15 protein-coding genes, 1 tRNA gene and 1 other RNA gene are annotated in these 14,059 nt (G+C 68.0%); 9 read left to right on the top strand and 8 right to left on the bottom strand.

Going from position 1 to position 14,059, the window contains the following annotated elements; all coding sequences use genetic code 11:
• Positions 1–114: 114 nt before the first annotated feature.
• On the bottom strand, positions 115–1,980 hold the full coding sequence (locus tag ACP7BH_RS08960; RefSeq protein WP_425981905.1) for a DNA polymerase III subunit gamma/tau: 1,866 nt from the start codon (positions 1,978–1,980) through the stop codon (positions 115–117).
• A gap of 307 nt (positions 1,981–2,287) precedes the next feature.
• Positions 2,288–2,381: signal recognition particle sRNA small type (ffs, locus tag ACP7BH_RS08955), an RNA gene on the bottom strand.
• Between the two features lie 49 nt (positions 2,382–2,430).
• On the opposite strand from ffs, the gene nudC reads away from it, so the two are divergent.
• Entirely contained in the window at positions 2,431–3,351 is a 921-nt protein-coding gene (gene nudC, locus ACP7BH_RS08950; protein ID WP_425981907.1) for an NAD(+) diphosphatase, read from the top strand.
• Between the two features lie 32 nt (positions 3,352–3,383).
• Here nudC and ACP7BH_RS08945 read toward each other — a convergent pair whose 3' ends face one another.
• Entirely contained in the window at positions 3,384–4,106 is a 723-nt protein-coding gene (locus tag ACP7BH_RS08945) for a 3-deoxy-manno-octulosonate cytidylyltransferase (protein ID WP_425981910.1), read from the bottom strand.
• A 141-nt stretch (positions 4,107–4,247) separates the two neighbouring features.
• Here ACP7BH_RS08945 and ACP7BH_RS08940 point away from each other — a divergent pair, with 141 nt between their 5' ends.
• Entirely contained in the window at positions 4,248–4,970 is a 723-nt protein-coding gene (locus ACP7BH_RS08940; RefSeq protein WP_425981913.1) for a c-type cytochrome, read from the top strand.
• A gap of 79 nt (positions 4,971–5,049) precedes the next feature.
• On the opposite strand, the gene ACP7BH_RS08935 is transcribed toward ACP7BH_RS08940, so the two are convergent.
• Positions 5,050–5,664 (bottom strand): malonic semialdehyde reductase, encoded by a 615-nt coding sequence (locus ACP7BH_RS08935; RefSeq protein WP_425981917.1) that lies wholly within the window; start codon positions 5,662–5,664, stop codon positions 5,050–5,052.
• A 157-nt stretch (positions 5,665–5,821) separates the two neighbouring features.
• Between ACP7BH_RS08935 and ACP7BH_RS08930 the strand changes: the two genes are divergently transcribed.
• Together ACP7BH_RS08930 and recR are read left to right on the top strand one after the other, a co-directional pair.
• Positions 5,822–6,151 carry a YbaB/EbfC family nucleoid-associated protein gene (locus ACP7BH_RS08930; protein WP_135194557.1) on the top strand — a complete coding sequence of 110 codons (330 nt, stop codon included), beginning with the start codon at positions 5,822–5,824 and terminating at the stop codon, positions 6,149–6,151.
• Entirely contained in the window at positions 6,151–6,753 is a 603-nt protein-coding gene (recR, locus tag ACP7BH_RS08925) for a recombination mediator RecR (RefSeq protein WP_425981920.1), read from the top strand. The genes ACP7BH_RS08930 and recR overlap by 1 nt, the downstream gene beginning before the upstream one ends.
• A 6-nt stretch (positions 6,754–6,759) precedes the next feature.
• Here recR and ACP7BH_RS08920 read toward each other — a convergent pair whose 3' ends face one another.
• On the bottom strand, positions 6,760–7,116 hold the full coding sequence (locus ACP7BH_RS08920; RefSeq protein WP_409716872.1) for a hypothetical protein: 357 nt from the start codon (positions 7,114–7,116) through the stop codon (positions 6,760–6,762).
• A 112-nt stretch (positions 7,117–7,228) separates the two neighbouring features.
• Here ACP7BH_RS08920 and ACP7BH_RS08915 point away from each other — a divergent pair, with 112 nt between their 5' ends.
• The 5 genes from ACP7BH_RS08915 (at position 7,229) to ACP7BH_RS08895 (ending at position 10,855) form a co-directional block, all read left to right on the top strand.
• Positions 7,229–8,446 carry a DNA recombination protein RmuC gene (locus ACP7BH_RS08915; RefSeq protein ID WP_425981922.1) on the top strand — a complete coding sequence of 406 codons (1,218 nt, stop codon included), beginning with the start codon at positions 7,229–7,231 and terminating at the stop codon, positions 8,444–8,446.
• An 85-nt stretch (positions 8,447–8,531) separates the two neighbouring features.
• A complete protein-coding gene (locus ACP7BH_RS08910; protein WP_425981924.1) occupies positions 8,532–8,990 on the top strand; it encodes a hypothetical protein in 459 nt (152 codons plus the stop codon).
• Positions 8,991–8,993: 3 nt separating this feature from the next.
• Complete coding sequence (locus tag ACP7BH_RS08905) at positions 8,994–9,200, top strand: helix-turn-helix transcriptional regulator (protein WP_135194562.1); 207 nt, start codon at positions 8,994–8,996, stop codon at positions 9,198–9,200.
• Positions 9,197–9,847 (top strand): hypothetical protein, encoded by a 651-nt coding sequence (locus ACP7BH_RS08900; protein ID WP_425981926.1) that lies wholly within the window; start codon positions 9,197–9,199, stop codon positions 9,845–9,847. The genes ACP7BH_RS08905 and ACP7BH_RS08900 overlap by 4 nt, the downstream gene beginning before the upstream one ends.
• 45 nt (positions 9,848–9,892) lie before the next feature.
• A complete protein-coding gene (locus ACP7BH_RS08895) occupies positions 9,893–10,855 on the top strand; it encodes a TraB/GumN family protein (RefSeq protein ID WP_425981929.1) in 963 nt (320 codons plus the stop codon).
• A 62-nt stretch (positions 10,856–10,917) separates the two neighbouring features.
• Here ACP7BH_RS08895 and ACP7BH_RS08890 read toward each other — a convergent pair.
• From ACP7BH_RS08890 to acs, 3 genes are all read right to left on the bottom strand, one after another.
• Positions 10,918–10,991 (bottom strand) — tRNA-Gly (locus ACP7BH_RS08890).
• A gap of 39 nt (positions 10,992–11,030) precedes the next feature.
• A complete protein-coding gene (locus ACP7BH_RS08885) occupies positions 11,031–12,026 on the bottom strand; it encodes a bile acid:sodium symporter family protein (protein ID WP_425981930.1) in 996 nt (331 codons plus the stop codon).
• 83 nt (positions 12,027–12,109) lie between these two features.
• On the bottom strand, positions 12,110–14,050 hold the full coding sequence (gene acs / locus ACP7BH_RS08880) for an acetate--CoA ligase (protein ID WP_425981933.1): 1,941 nt from the start codon (positions 14,048–14,050) through the stop codon (positions 12,110–12,112).
• Positions 14,051–14,059: the final 9 nt, after the last annotated feature.

Raw genomic sequence — 14,059 nt, 5'->3', positions numbered from 1 at the left:
CTCGCGGATTCCAGTCGGCCGTGCAGCTCGACGGTGGGCCCTCGGGACAAGCCCGAGGGTGACGGAGTTTGGATTTAAAGGCTGACTGACGCACCTCAGAAGGCGTGTGCAGTCTCAGTCGTCGTCATCCTCGACCATGTCGGGGATTTCCGGGGTGACCACGGTCGGGGCGATGGTCTTGATCTCGCCCAGCTTGGCGCCGGGGAAGGCCAGCATCACCGCCTTGATGAAGGGGTTGGCCTCGACCTCCGCGCGTTCGGCGGCGCGATCCTTTTTCTGGCGTTCGATCACCGTCTCGGCGCCGCCCTGGCCGTTGGCGGCGATCAGCCAGGTGCGCCCGGTCCATTCGCGCAGGCGCGCGGACAGTTTGCGCGCCAGTTCGATGGGCGCCCCTTGGACGCTTTCATAGACAATGGCGCCGGGCTTGAACGAGACCGGCTTCACATACCGCTCCACGTCCATCTGAAGTCCGACCTCGCGCTTTTCGCCGATCAGGGCGACAACCTGTTCAAAGGTTTGCGGATCGGGCAGGGCGGGGGCCATGACGGGGCGAGCGGCCAGTTGCGCCCCCGTACTGGCGTGGCCTCCACCGCCACCTCCACCACCGCCGCCACGCGGGGCCGAGCCGCCGCCCAGCGGTTCGCCCGACTGGAGCCGTTTCAGCGCCTCCTCCGGCCCAGGCAAGTCGGCCGCATAGGCCAGGCGCACGATAGCCATCTCGACCGCATCGGCGGGATTGGGCGCGCGCCGCACCTCGTCCAGCGCCTTCAGCAGCATCTGCCAGGTGCGCGACAGGGTGGCCGCCGGGATGGCTGCGCCCAGGGCGGCCAGCTTCTGCGCCTGGTCGTTGGGAAGGCGCGTCGCGTTCGGGCCCAGCATCTTGGCGACCGACGCCGCGTGGCAATGTTCCAGCAGGTCGTTGGTCACCTGCACCGGATCGGCGCCGAAGCCGTACAGGGTGCGGAAACTTTCCAGCGCCTCGGGCGTGCGGCCGGCCATGACGCTTTCGAACAGGGCGATGGTCTGGGTCCGGTCGGCCAGACCCAGCATGTCGCGCACGGTCTCGGTCTTGACCGTCTCGCCCCGCTCGGCCTGGACCAGGGCTTGGTCCAGCAGCGACAAGCCGTCGCGCACCGACCCCTCGGCTGCGCGCGAAATCAGCGCCAGGGCGTCGGTCTCGATCTTCATGCCCTCGCGGTCGGCGATCCGGCCCAGATGCTCGACCAGGATCTCGGGCTCGACCCGGCGCAGGTCGAACCTCTGGCACCGGCTCAGGATCGTCACCGGCACCTTGCGGATTTCGGTGGTGGCGAAGATGAATTTGGCGTGGGGCGGCGGCTCCTCAAGCGTCTTCAGCAGGGCGTTGAACGCCTGCGTCGACAGCATGTGGACCTCGTCCAACACATAGACCTTGTAGCGCGCCTCGACCGGTGCGTAGCGGACGCTCTCCAGGATGTCGCGGATGTCGTTGACGCCGGTGTGCGACGCCGCATCCATCTCCATCACGTCCATATGCTGGCCGGCCATGATGGCGGCGTCGTGCCGGCCGTGGGCGGTCAGGGTCAGGGACGGCCGGTCGATGGTCTCCGTCTCGTTGTTCAGGGCGCGGGCCAGCAGGCGGGCGGTGGTCGTCTTGCCGACACCCCGCACACCGGTCAGCATGAAGGCGTGGGCGATCCGGCCGGTGGCGAAGGCGTTGGTCAGGGTGCGCACCATCGCCTCCTGCCCGATCAGATCCTCGAACGTCCGCGGCCGGTATTTGCGCGCCAGAACCTGATAGGCGGCCCCGTCGTCCACATGGGCCTCGATATCGATATCGGCATGGGCGGGCTTGGCGACGACGGGCGCAGCAATGGGCGCCGCGACCGGCTCAGGCGCCGCAGCGGGCGCGCCGAACATGTCGTCGGTGTTCTCGTCGCGCTGGACGACGTCGTCCTCTTCCCAAGGCGGGCCGTCGAGATTCGTGTCGCTGTCCGTCATGAGAGAAGTCTTACAGCGGGTCCGGGGCTACGCGAAGGGATTCAATCTCCCTTCTCCCCTCGGGGGAGAAGGTGGGCCCGAAGGGCTCGGATGAGGGGGCTCTATCCGCCCCACTGACGGCGAGAGCGGGCCTGCGTCTGGCAGCCCCCTCATCCGTCTCGCTCCGCGAGCCACCTTCTCCCCCGAGGGGAGAAGGGAGGCGAACGAGACGCGCTCAAGCAGCAAACCGGCCCATCGCGATGCGTTAGCGCACAACCGCGCTCAAGCAGCGAGCGACCGCGTCGCGAGCGTTAGCGCACCAAAAAAGAGAAGTAGAGACCGCGACCCGAAGGGGAATTCGTTGTGGCTGCTGCCTTCCGGCCCTGACCAAGTTGGCGAAACCTTCGCCCGCGATCTCCGAGCGGAGATATGACGGGTGCGGCCATCGGAATCAAGAGCTACAAAACCCGCATGGCCCATCAGAACACCTTCGCCGGCAATCCGCTCGATCGCGCCGGCGACCTGCGCAACGATCCCGAATGGCTGGCCCGACAGGAGGCCAATCCCGAGGCCCAAGCCATGGTCATGTGGGAAGGGCGTCCCCTGATCGAGGAGACGGCCGACGGGCCGCGCCTGGCCTGGCTGTCGCTGAAACACGCGCGCGACATCGTGCCGGATCGCGATGTCTTTCTGGGCCTGTGGGATGCGGCGCCCGTCTTCGCCATCGAATTCGAAGGCTCCATCGACCCCACCGACGGGCCGCTGGCCGGCGTCGGCGCCTTTCAGGAGTTACGCTCGGCGGCGGCGATCCTGCCGGCGGCGGACGCGGCCATGGCGGGCGGGGCCAAGAGCCTGTTCGACTGGCGGCGCAAACACGGTTTCTGCGCCAACTGCGGCACGTTGAGCGAAACGGCCTCGGGCGGATGGAAACGCCGTTGCCCGGCCTGTGGGACCGAGCATTTCCCGCGCGTCGATCCGGTCACCATCATGCTGCCGGTCTATAAGGGCGGCGCCGAACCCATCTGCCTTCTGGGCCGTCAGGCGGCCTGGCCCGAGGGGCGGATGTCGGCTCTGGCCGGTTTCCTGGAGCCCGGCGAATCCATCGAGGAGGCCTGCGCCCGCGAGGTGAAGGAGGAGGCCGGCCTGACCGTGATCGCCACCGCCTACCACTCCAGCCAGCCCTGGCCGTTCCCGTCGCAACTGATGATCGGCCTGATCGCCGAGGTGTCGGACGACCAGGCCCGGCCCGACCAGACCGAGCTGGAATCCGTCGCCTGGCTGACGCGGGCCGAGGCGCGGGCGGTGCTGGCGGGCGACCACCCGACCATCCAGGCCCCGCCGCCCTTCGCCATCGCCCACAGCCTGATCAAGGCCTGGGTCGAGGAAGCCTAATCTCGCTCCCTTTCATGGGAGCGAGATTCTTTTCATGCCAGCCGTCGCGCCGCTTCCAGATCGGCCGGATTATCGACCGACAGGGGGGCTTCGTCGATGACGGCGGCCCAGATCTGCATGCCCATCTCCAGGGCGCGCAGCTGTTCGAGTTTTTCGCGCCTCTCCAGCGGCGACGGCGGGGCGGCGCAGAAGCGGTTCAGAGCCTCGCGGCGATAGCCGTAGACGCCGATGTGCCGCCAGATGGGCGCGTCGCCATACAGGGTCGAGCGGGTGAAATAGAGGGCGCGGCCCTGGCGCTCGTTCTCACCCAACGCCAGCACCGCCTTGACCACGTCGGGGTTGGTCCGGTCCGACAGGTCGGCTTCTGCGGCGACCAGGGTGGCGATGTCGCACGCCGGTTCGCCATGCAGTATGGCGGCGCAGGCGACGGCCAGACCGGGGCTGGCGAAGGGCATGTCGCCCTGGACGTTGATGACCGCGTCGAAATCGCCCTCCGGGTCGATGGCGTCCACGGCGGCGCGGATCCGGTCCGAACCCGAGGGCAGGGCGGGGTCGGTCAGTACGGCCCGCCCGCCCGCCGCCTCGACCGCCTCGACGATCTCGGGATCGCCGGCGGCGACTACGACCGGCAGGCCCGAGGCTTCCGCCTGGCGATAGGCGCGCACGATCATGGGCACATCGCCGATCAGGGCCAGCGGCTTGTTCGGCAGGCGGGTCGCCGCCATGCGAGCGGGTATCATTATCAACGGATTCATCGACTTCCCTGACGCCTGTCTGGCCCGTCGCGCGTTGGGCCGGTTGCGAAGGCGGCGCTACCGTGCAAGAGACGCCAACGCAAGATTATGTCCGGGGCGTGTTTTCGAGGGCCCGGCCGGCAGAGGGATTCGACCAGGCGCATGAGCGGCGATCTTAAGTGGAACAAGATTTTCGGTGCGGCTCTGGGGACGGCCTTCGTCATCCTGGTCGTCCAGCAGGCCTCGGGCCTCGTCTATCATTCCGAGCCTCCTGAAAAGATGGGTTATTTCGTCGATGCGCCGGATGAGGTCGCAGGCGGCGAGGCGGCCGAACTGGCGCCCGACTGGGGCACGGTCCTGCCGACTGCCGATCTGGCCGCTGGTGAGGCCGCCTTCGCGCGCTGCCAGGCCTGCCACAATGTCACGCAAGGGGGCGCGGACGGCATCGGTCCGAACCTGTATGGCGTGGTCGGCGGACCGGTGATGCACCGTCCAGGCTTCGCCTATTCGGACGCCATGGCCAAGCACAAGGCCGAGGCGCCGGCCTGGGGCTATGACCAGCTGGACAGCTTCATCACGGCGCCGGCGCGCTATGTGCCGGGCACCAAGATGTCCTTCGCGGGCATCCGCGACACCCAGACGCGCATCAACCTGATCGCCTGGCTGCGCACGCAAGGCTCGGGCGGCTTCGCCATCCCGGCGCCGGATCCGACCCGTCAGCCCGGCGCCGCCGCCCCGGCCGAGGGGGCGGAGGCGCCCGTGACCGAAGGCGCCGCCGCGACCGAAGCGACGGGCACGACCCCGGCCGAGGGCGCGCCCGCAGCGGCCCAGGCCACCCCGGCGGCTCCGCCCGCCGCGACGGCCTCGGCCCCGCCGAACACCTGATCGACTTCGGTCCAGAGACGACAAAAAAGGGCGGCCCCGACGGGCCGCCCTTCTTCGTTTTTCGGCAGGCGCAGCCGCCTCAGAGAATCCGCGCCGCCTCGTCGAACGACAGGCGCGGCGAGCGGGGGAACAGGTTCTCGTCCGAGCCATAGCCCAGGTTGAGGATGTAGTTCGGCTCGACATTGCTGTCGGGGAAGAACTCGGCCTTCACGCCCGCCGCGTCGAAACCGGACATCGGCCCGACATCCAGGCCCAGCGCCCGCGCGGCGATGGTCAGATAGCCGCCCTGCAGCGAGGCGTTGCGGAAGGCGCTTTCGCGACGGCCGGCCTCGTCGGCGAACCAGGTCTTGGCCCCCGGCGCGTGCGGGAACAGGGCGTCCAGATGCTCGTGGAAGTCGATGTCCTGGCCGATGATCAGGGTCACCGGCGCCTGCTGGGTCTTGGCCTGATTGCCCTCGCTCATCAGCGGGACCAGGCGCGCCTTGGCCTCGGGCGAGGTCACAAAGACGAAGCGGGCGGGCGATCCGTTGACCGCCGTGGGCCCGAACTTGGTCAGCTCATAGAGCTTGTGCAGCAGCTCGGGCGCGACGGGGCGATCGGTCCAGCCGTTGCGCGTGCGCGCCTCGGTGAACAGTTGCGACAGGGCGGCGTCCGACAGCGGGGCGTCGCGATGAGTGAGGGCGTCATAGGCCATGGAATGCCTTCCTGATTAGAACAGCAACGAATGCAGGTGCTAATTAGGCCGTTTTGCAACGGTCGCAAGTGCGAATGCGGCGCCTCTGCGTTTCCGATTTCGCGAGGAATGCGCAAAACCCCTGTCGCACCGGCCGTCTTGCCCCTATCTAGAGAGCATGAAAGACCTCACACAACTGATGCAGCAGGCCCAGGCGATGCAGCAAAAGCTGCAGGACGCCCAGGCCAAGATGGCCGAAACCAGCGCCGAGGGCTCCTCGGGCGGCGGCCTTGTCTCGGTGTCCCTCAAGGGACCGGGCGAGATCACCGCGATCAGGATCGACGACAGCCTGCTCACGCCCGGCGAGGGCGAGATCCTGGCCGACCTGATCGTCGCCGCCCATGCCGACGCCAAGCGCAAGCTGGACGAACAGAACAACGCCCTGATGCGCGAAGCCGCCGGGCCGATGGCCGGGATGAACATTCCCGGAATGCCGAAACTGTTCTGATGGCCGCCTCCGCCGGGCCGGAGATCGAACGGCTGATCTCCCTGCTCGCCAAACTGCCAGGTCTGGGTCCACGCTCCGCCCGTCGCGCGGCCCTGGCCCTGCTGAAGCGTCGCGAGCAGCTGCTTGTGCCGCTGGCGGCGTCCCTGGCCGAGACGGCGGAAAAGGTCGTGTCCTGTTCGGTGTGCGGGACACCCGACACCCGCGACCCCTGCGCCATCTGTTCGGACGGCGCGCGCGACAACGGCCTGATCTGCGTGGTCGAGGAGGCCGGCGCCCTGTGGGCGATGGAGCGATCCGGCGCTTTCCGCGGTAAATACCATGTGCTGGGCGGGCTGCTGTCCGCCCTGGACGGCGTCGGGCCCGAGCATCTGCGCATCACCGAACTGGTCGGACGGGTGCGGGGCGGCGGCGTGCGCGAGGTCGTGCTGGCCCTGCCTGCCACCGTCGATGGCCAAACCACCGCCCACTATGTCGCCGAGCGGATCGGCGGCCCGGATGTCGAGGTCACGTCCCTGGCGCGCGGCGTGCCGGTCGGCGGGGATCTGGACTGGCTGGACGACGGCACCATCGTCCAGGCCCTGAAGGCCCGCCGCCCCGCCTGACGCCGATCAGTTCGACGGCGTCGTCGGCGCATTGACGTTCGGCGCCTCGCCGGTCGGCACAGGCTCAGCTCGGCCTGTCGCGTCCGTGGGGGCGTCGGCCGCAGGCGGCGTCTGGCTGTCGCCTGCAAAGTCGCGAGTGTCCGCTGCGGTCGGGCCAGTTTCATCGTTCTGGGCGTTGAAGCCGCCGTTCGAAATCATCCAGATTCCCAACAGTAGAACCGCCGCCGCCAGCGTCGAGATGACCAGCAGAACCAGGATGCGCGGACCCTTGCGTCCGCTGCGCACCAGTTCGGCATCGACCGGACGGCCTTCGTGGACGGCGTCGGCGGCCTTGTCGTGACGTTCGGGCTCTTGCGGGATCATGGCGTGTCTTCTCCGAGGACAGGTTCAGCCAAACCAACGTCACCGGAACGGCTACGTTCCTGCGAGGCTTGGCGCGCTTCTCATGGGCTGCGACTCCCGCTAGGAACGGAGCATGAACATGCTCGTGCCCATCCTCGCCCTTCTCGCCGCCGCCTTCGCGGGCGCGTTCCTGTGGGCCTTCATGGGCTGGCAGAGGACGCAAGGCGCGCTGGCGGCCGCCGAGGCGCGCATCGACCTGGTCGAGGAAAGCCGCGTCACCATGGGCGAAATGCTCAAGGCCCAAGCGGCCCAGTCGGCCCAGGTGGTGGCGGACCAGATGGTCAGCCGCGCGACCGAGACCTTCCGCGCCCAGGACCAGTTGGCGCGCGAGCGGATGGCGGCCCAGCTCAAGCCCGTCGCCGACACCCTGACCAAGTTCCAGGAACATGTCGCCGCGCTGGAAAAGACCCGGGCCGAGGAGACCGGCGGCCTGCGCGAACAACTGACCCAGCTGATGGCGGCGTCGTCGGCGACACGGGACGAGGCGCGAAAGCTGACCGAGGCCCTGCGCGGCAACACCGGCCGACGCGGCCGCTGGGGCGAACAGACCTGTCGAAACGTGCTGGAGGCCGCCGGCATGGCCGGCCGGTTCGACTTCACCGAACAAACCTCCAGCGCCGACGACGAGGGTCGCCAGAACCGGCCCGACTTCATCGTGCGCCTGCCCGGCGGCGGCATGTTCGTGATCGACGCCAAGGTGCCCCTGGCCTTCGACGAGGGCGACGGCGACGAGGAGGCGCGCGCCCGTTCGGTCGGCCTGCGCACCGCCGCCAGCCTGAAGACTCACGTGCGCCAGCTGTCGTCCAAGGCCTATCAGGACCAGTTCAAGCCCAGCCCGGATTTCGTCGTCCTGTTCGTGCCCGGCGACGCCTTTCTGGTCACTGCTCTGGATCACGAGCCGGACCTGATGACCCAGGCGATGGCGTCGCGCGTCGTCATCGTCACCCCCTCGACCCTGTTCGCCCTGTGCAAGGCGGTCGCCTATGGCTGGCGGGCGGAAGAACAGGCGGCCAACGCCGACAAGGTCGCCGCCTTGGGCCGCGAGCTTTACAAGCGGCTGTCGGTCATGGGCGGTCACGCCTCGGCCGTCGGTCGCGCCCTGGATCAGGCCGTGGGCAAATACAATCAGTTCGTCGGCTCGCTGGAGAGCCAGGTCATGGTCTCGGCCCGCCGCTTCGAAGACCTGCAGGTGGACCACGAAGGCAAGGCCCTGCCGGACCTGACGCCGGTGGAGACGGCGCCGCGCGTCATCGCTCGCCCGGAGCTGATCGCCTCGTCCAAGTCGGAGTAGGGCGTCTTTTTGTGGAAAGGGCGCTTGACAGGCGTCGCAGCGTGATGTCAATGTAACTTGTCAATTGGACAAGGGGTGTTGACTGATGCGTAAGTGGCGGCCGGTAATCAGGGCGACGGTGATCACGTTCGGCGGTGGGCTGCTGTTCGCGCTTCTGGGCGGCATTGCGGTTGGCTACGCTTCCAACTCGGGCTGGATTACCTCTGAGCTTGGTGAGCTGATCGTGACCGGCGTCTTCGCCGCCGCCATCATGGCGGGTGCCCTCTGGGTCGGCGCCGAATGGATGCGGGTGATCGACGAGGCCGCGCGCGAGGCCCACAAGGCCGCCTGGTACTGGGGCGGCACGGCCGGCATGTGCGTCAGCGGCGTGGGACTGATCCTGTCCTCCGCCGGACCGTGGCGCGACATCATCGCCCGCCACGTCGGATCGGGCGGCTCCCCCGTCGACTATATGTCCGCCGGCGCGGCCTTGATGATCGCCCCCATGCTGATCGGCTACACCGTCGTGTGGGCTTGGTGGTGGCTGGCGCGGATGCGGGGCTGAGCCATGAACAATCGTCTCAAGGTCCTGCGCGCCGAGCGTGACTGGAGCCAGGCGCAGCTGGCCGAACATCTGGGCGTGTCGCGCCAGACGGTGAACGCGCTGGAGACCGGGCGCTACGATCCCTCCCTGCCGCTGGCCTTCAAGATCGCGCGCATCTTCGGCCAACCCATCGAATCCATCTTTTCGGACGACCAGGAGCCGACGAAATGAAGTCTCCCTCGCTCTCTCCCGCCTCGTGGCCCCGATGGGTCCGCGCCTTCGCCTTCGGCGCCATGTTCGGCGTGATCGGCTACGGCGTCGGCGCCTGGCTGGCCAAGGTCGCGCCGGGCGGGTTCGGCTTGACGGACAAGGCCATACGCTGGTCGGACGTGCTGGCCCTGCTGGTCGGGTTCGCCCTGGTCGTGGGCGCGCTGTGGGCGCTTTACGTCAGCCTGGACGCCAAACGCCTGGGACAGATGTACAATCTGGAAGGCGACGCCTCGCCCGAGGAAGCCGCCGTGGCGCGGTTCCAGGCGGCGGTCATGGGTTTCTCCGGCGTCATCCTGACCTTGCCGATCGGATTCAGCCTGACGGGCGTCAGCCCCGTGCTCGGCCTCGGCGCCATCGGCCTGCTGGTGATGCTGCACACGGTGATGAACGTGCGTGTCTATCGCCAGGCCGACGAACTGCTGCGCCGCGCCGTGATGGAGGCGGCCGCCGTCACCTTCTTCTTTGGCCAGCTGATCCTGTTCCTGTGGGCCGCCGCCGAACGCCTGGGCGCCGCGCCGACGATCACCGCCTGGGACATCTACGCGGTGCTGATGACGCTTTATCTCGCCGCCTCCATCTGGGTCAGCGCCCGTCGCGGTCTGGCCTGACCTCTTTTCCCTTTTTCCGTCCTTTTCAAAAACTGGAGTGACCTCATGACCCTCTCTGCCCGCCTCCGATCCTCCGTTTCCACCCTCGCGCGCGGCGCCCTCGGCGTCGCCGGCGGCCTGGCCCTGTTCGTCTCCATCGCCGGGGTTCCGGCCGACGCCCTGGCCCAGACGACGGCCCCCGCCGCCGCTGCGCCCATCCAGGGCGAAGGCCCCGCCCTGTGGGTGATCAAGGATGCGGATTCGACCCTGTATCTGTTCGGTTCGGTCCACGTCCTGCGCCCCACGACCGGCTGGGCCAGCCCCCGCGTCGAGGCCGCTTTCGACAGCGCCTCGGACATCTGGTTCGAGATCAGCAATCCCGACGATCAGGCCGCCGTCATGCCGCTGATCCAGCAGCACGGCCTGTCGCTCGACACGCCCCTGTCCAGCCGCCTGACGCCCGAGGAGAACGTCGAACTGGAAGCCGCCGCCCAGGCCATGGGTTCGTCCGCCGCCCAGCTTCAGCCGATGAAGCCCTGGCTGGCGGCGCTCAGCCTGTCGGTCGCCCCCCTGGTCAAGGCGGGCTATGATCCCAAGTCCGGCGTCGAACTGGTGCTGAAGGCGCGCGCCGAGGCGGCCGGCAAGCCGATCCACGGCTTCGAAACCATCGACAAGCAGATCGGCATCCTGGCCGACCTGCCCGACGACGTGCAGATGGCCTTCCTGCGCGAGACGCTGAAGGATTACGAGAACGCCGTCACCATGCTGGATGGCATGGTCGAAGCCTGGGCCAAGGGCGACGTCGCCACCCTGGACCGCGTCATGGTCGAGGAAATGAAGGAGGCCTCGCCGGCCCTGTATCAGGCGCTGCTGGTCGACCGGAACACCGACTGGGCCAATCAGATCCAGACCTTGCTCGAAGGTTCGGGCACCGCCTTCATCGCCGTCGGTGCCGGTCACCTGACGGGGGACGAAAGTGTCCAGGCCATCCTGCAACAGCGCGGCGTCACCGTCGAAGCCGCGAACTGAGAACGGGAAGGAGGCGCGGCGGCACGATCGTCGCGCCTTCACCAACCGCTCGGGCGATCGGCTGGAGCGGGCAGCGGGAATCGAACCCGCACGAGCAGCATGGGAAGCTGCCAGGCTACCACTACATCATGCCCGCGATGGCCTGAGGGCGGTCTATCTCAAGGGGCGCCATGTCTCAAGGCAAGACTGGGCTAACGGCGCGAGCTTCATTCTCCCGCGCATAGCGCTGGGCGATGATGGTGCAGGCGAACAGCTGAATCTGGTGGAACAGCATGATCGGCAGGACGATCAGCGGGACCGCGTGACCGGCGAACAGGATGCCGGCCATGGGGATGCCGGTCGCCATGCTCTTCTTGGAGCCGCAGAACAGGATGACGATCCGGTCGGGCTTGTCGAACTTGAGAAGCCGCCCTGCCATCAGGGTCAGGCCAAGGACGATGGCCAGCAGGACGATGTTCAGGCCGATGACCTTGGCCAGATCCATGGGCGCCACCTGGGACCAGACGCCGGCCACGACGCCCTCGCTGAAGGCGGCGTAGACGATCAGCAGGATCGAACCGCGATCGACCAGGCCGGTCAGTTTGGCGTGACGACCCAGCCAATCCTTCAGCAGCGGGCGACACAGCTGGCCCACGGCGAACGGGGCCAGGATCTGCAGGCCGATGTCGAGGATGGATTGCAGGTGGATTCCGCCGCCCGCTCCGCCGATCATCAGGGCGACCAGAAGCGGCGTCACGATCACGCCCAGCAGGTTCGACAGACTGGCGCTGGTCAGGGCGCCCGCGACATTGCCGCCGGCGATGGAGGTGAAGGCGATGGACGACTGCACCGTGGACGGCAGCAGGCACAGATACAGCATCCCCGTCAGCAGATCGGGCTGAAGCGAGCCGCGCATCAGGAAGACAAGCCCCAGCCCCAGCAGCGGAAACAGCAGGAAGGTCGACAGGAAGACCGTGCCCTGAAGCCGCCAGTGCAGCAGGCCCGCGCCGATGGCCGCCGGCGACATCCGCGCGCCGTACAGGAAGAACAGCAGGGCGATGGCCGCCTTGACCACCCAGTCCATGACCACGGCGGCCTGTCCGCTGGCGGGCAGCAGCGCCGCCAGGATCACCATCCCGATCAGGGCCAGAAGATAGCCGTCGATGGGCAGGCGGGACAGGAAACGGGGCATGGACGGCTCAGGCTGCGGCAGGCTGACGCACAGATAGGCGCGTCCGCCCCCGCATTGAACCCCGCGCCGCTATTGCGCCCTGTCTATTCCGCCCCGGCGCGGTTCTTCACCAGATCGTCCACGACCGACGGGTCGGCCAGGGTCGAGGTGTCGCCCAGCGACCCGATCTCGTTCTCGGCGATCTTGCGCAGGATGCGTCGCATGATCTTGCCCGAGCGGGTCTTGGGCAGGCCCGGCGCCCACTGGATCACGTCGGGCGCGGCGATGGGGCCGATCTCGTGGCGGACGTGGGCGACCAGGGCCTTGCGCAGGTCCTCGGTCCCCTCGACCCCGTTGTTCAGGGTGACATAGGCGTAGATGCCCTGGCCCTTGATGTCGTGGGGATAGCCGACGACCGCCGCCTCGGCGACATCGTCGTGCAGCACCAGGGCGCTCTCGACCTCGGCCGTGCCCATGCGGTGGCCGGACACGTTGATGACGTCGTCCACCCGGCCGGTGATCCAGTAGTAGCCGTCTTCGTCGCGACGGCAGCCGTCGCCGGTGAAATAGCGGCCCGGATAGGTCGAGAAATAGGTGTCGAAGAAGCGCTGGTCGTCGCCATAAACGGTGCGCATCTGGCCCGGCCAGCTGTCGGTGATGCACAGGTTGCCGGACGCGGCGCCCTCCTGCGGCTGGCCCTCGGCGTCCACGATTTCAAGCTCGACGCCCGGCAGGGGTAGGGTCGCCGATCCGGGTTTCAGGTCGGTGGCGCCGGGCAGAGGGGTGATCAGATGGCCGCCCGTCTCGGTCTGCCACCAGGTGTCCACGATTGGGCAACGGCTGTCGCCGACCACCTCGTGATACCAGCGCCAGGCCTCGGGATTGATCGGCTCGCCCACCGTGCCGAGCAGGCGCAACGAGGCGCGTGAGGACGCCTTCACAGGCGCATCGCCTTCGCGCATCAGGGCGCGCAGGGCCGTGGGGGCGGTGTAGAAGATCTCGACCTTGTGCTTGTCCACCACCTGCCAGAAGCGGCCGGCGTCGGGATAGTTGGGCACCCCCTCGAACATCAGGGTCGTCGCCGCATTCGCGAGCGGCCCATAGACCATGTACGAATGGCCGGTGACCCAGCCCACGTCGGCGGTGCACCAGAAGACCTCGCCGGGGCGATAGTCGAAGACGATCTCGTGCGTCCAGGCGGCCCAGAACAGATAGCCGCCCGTGGTATGCAGCACGCCCTTGGGCTTTCCGGTCGAACCCGAGGTGTAGAGGATGAACAGCGGATCCTCGGCGTTCATCGGCTCGGGCGGGCAGTCGGCGTCGACCTTGGCGGCTTCCAGGGCGTAGTCGAAGTCGCGGCCCTCGATCATCGGCACGTCGCGGCCGGTGCGACGCACGACCAGCACGGTGTCGACCTTCACCTTCGTCAGGGCCTCGTCCACATTGGCCTTCAGAGGCACGTGCTTGCCGCCGCGCAGACCCTCGTCGGCCGTGATGACCAGGTTGGAGCCGCAGTCCTCGATCCGGCCGCACAGGCTGTCGGGCGAGAAGCCGCCGAACACCACCGAATGGACCGCGCCGATGCGCGCGCAGGCCAGCATGGCGTAGGCGGCCTCGGGGATCATGGGCAGATACAGGGTGATCCGGTCGCCCTTCTTGGCCCCGTGCGCCTTCAGCACATTGGCCATGCGGCACACCTCGGCGTGCAGTTCGCCGAAGGTGATGTGGCGGCTGTCGGCGGGATCGTCGCCTTCCCAGATGATCGCCGTCTCGTCCTTGCGGTGAGGCAGGTGCCGGTCGATGCAGTTGGCCGAGACGTTCAGGACGCCGTCCTCGAACCAGCGGATGCGGAAGTCTTCCTTCTTGAACGAGACGTCCTTGATCTTGGTCGGGGCCGTGATCCAGTCCAGACGCCTGGCCTGTTCGGCCCAATAGGCGTCGGACGTCTCGCGCGCCGCGATCCGCGCCGCCTCATAGGTCTCCCGGTTCAAATGGGCCTTTTCGGCCCAGTCGGCAGGGACGGGATAGAGGTCGGGATCAGGCACGCGAGACGT

This window comes from Brevundimonas sp. TWP2-1 (genome assembly GCF_049897645.1).
In the GTDB taxonomy this organism is placed as follows: domain Bacteria; phylum Pseudomonadota; class Alphaproteobacteria; order Caulobacterales; family Caulobacteraceae; genus Brevundimonas.
The sequence above is the reverse complement of the archived record's forward strand: the minus strand, read 5'-3'. Positions and strand labels throughout refer to the sequence as shown.

Excerpts from the sequence above, each read along its gene's own strand:
- ACP7BH_RS08960 (WP_425981905.1), bottom strand. The coding sequence starts at position 1,980 with ATGACGGACAGCGACACGAATCTCGACGGCCCGCCTTGGGAAGAGGAC.
- nudC (WP_425981907.1), top strand. The coding sequence starts at position 2,431 with ATGGCCCATCAGAACACCTTCGCCGGCAATCCGCTCGATCGCGCCGGC.
- ACP7BH_RS08945 (WP_425981910.1), bottom strand. The coding sequence starts at position 4,106 with ATGAATCCGTTGATAATGATACCCGCTCGCATGGCGGCGACCCGCCTG.
- ACP7BH_RS08940 (WP_425981913.1), top strand. The coding sequence starts at position 4,248 with ATGAGCGGCGATCTTAAGTGGAACAAGATTTTCGGTGCGGCTCTGGGG.
- ACP7BH_RS08935 (WP_425981917.1), bottom strand. The coding sequence starts at position 5,664 with ATGGCCTATGACGCCCTCACTCATCGCGACGCCCCGCTGTCGGACGCC.
- ACP7BH_RS08930 (WP_135194557.1), top strand. The coding sequence starts at position 5,822 with ATGAAAGACCTCACACAACTGATGCAGCAGGCCCAGGCGATGCAGCAA.
- recR (WP_425981920.1), top strand. The coding sequence starts at position 6,151 with ATGGCCGCCTCCGCCGGGCCGGAGATCGAACGGCTGATCTCCCTGCTC.
- ACP7BH_RS08920 (WP_409716872.1), bottom strand. The coding sequence starts at position 7,116 with ATGATCCCGCAAGAGCCCGAACGTCACGACAAGGCCGCCGACGCCGTC.
- ACP7BH_RS08915 (WP_425981922.1), top strand. The coding sequence starts at position 7,229 with ATGAACATGCTCGTGCCCATCCTCGCCCTTCTCGCCGCCGCCTTCGCG.
- ACP7BH_RS08910 (WP_425981924.1), top strand. The coding sequence starts at position 8,532 with ATGCGTAAGTGGCGGCCGGTAATCAGGGCGACGGTGATCACGTTCGGC.
- ACP7BH_RS08905 (WP_135194562.1), top strand. The coding sequence starts at position 8,994 with ATGAACAATCGTCTCAAGGTCCTGCGCGCCGAGCGTGACTGGAGCCAG.
- ACP7BH_RS08900 (WP_425981926.1), top strand. The coding sequence starts at position 9,197 with ATGAAGTCTCCCTCGCTCTCTCCCGCCTCGTGGCCCCGATGGGTCCGC.
- ACP7BH_RS08895 (WP_425981929.1), top strand. The coding sequence starts at position 9,893 with ATGACCCTCTCTGCCCGCCTCCGATCCTCCGTTTCCACCCTCGCGCGC.
- ACP7BH_RS08885 (WP_425981930.1), bottom strand. The coding sequence starts at position 12,026 with ATGCCCCGTTTCCTGTCCCGCCTGCCCATCGACGGCTATCTTCTGGCC.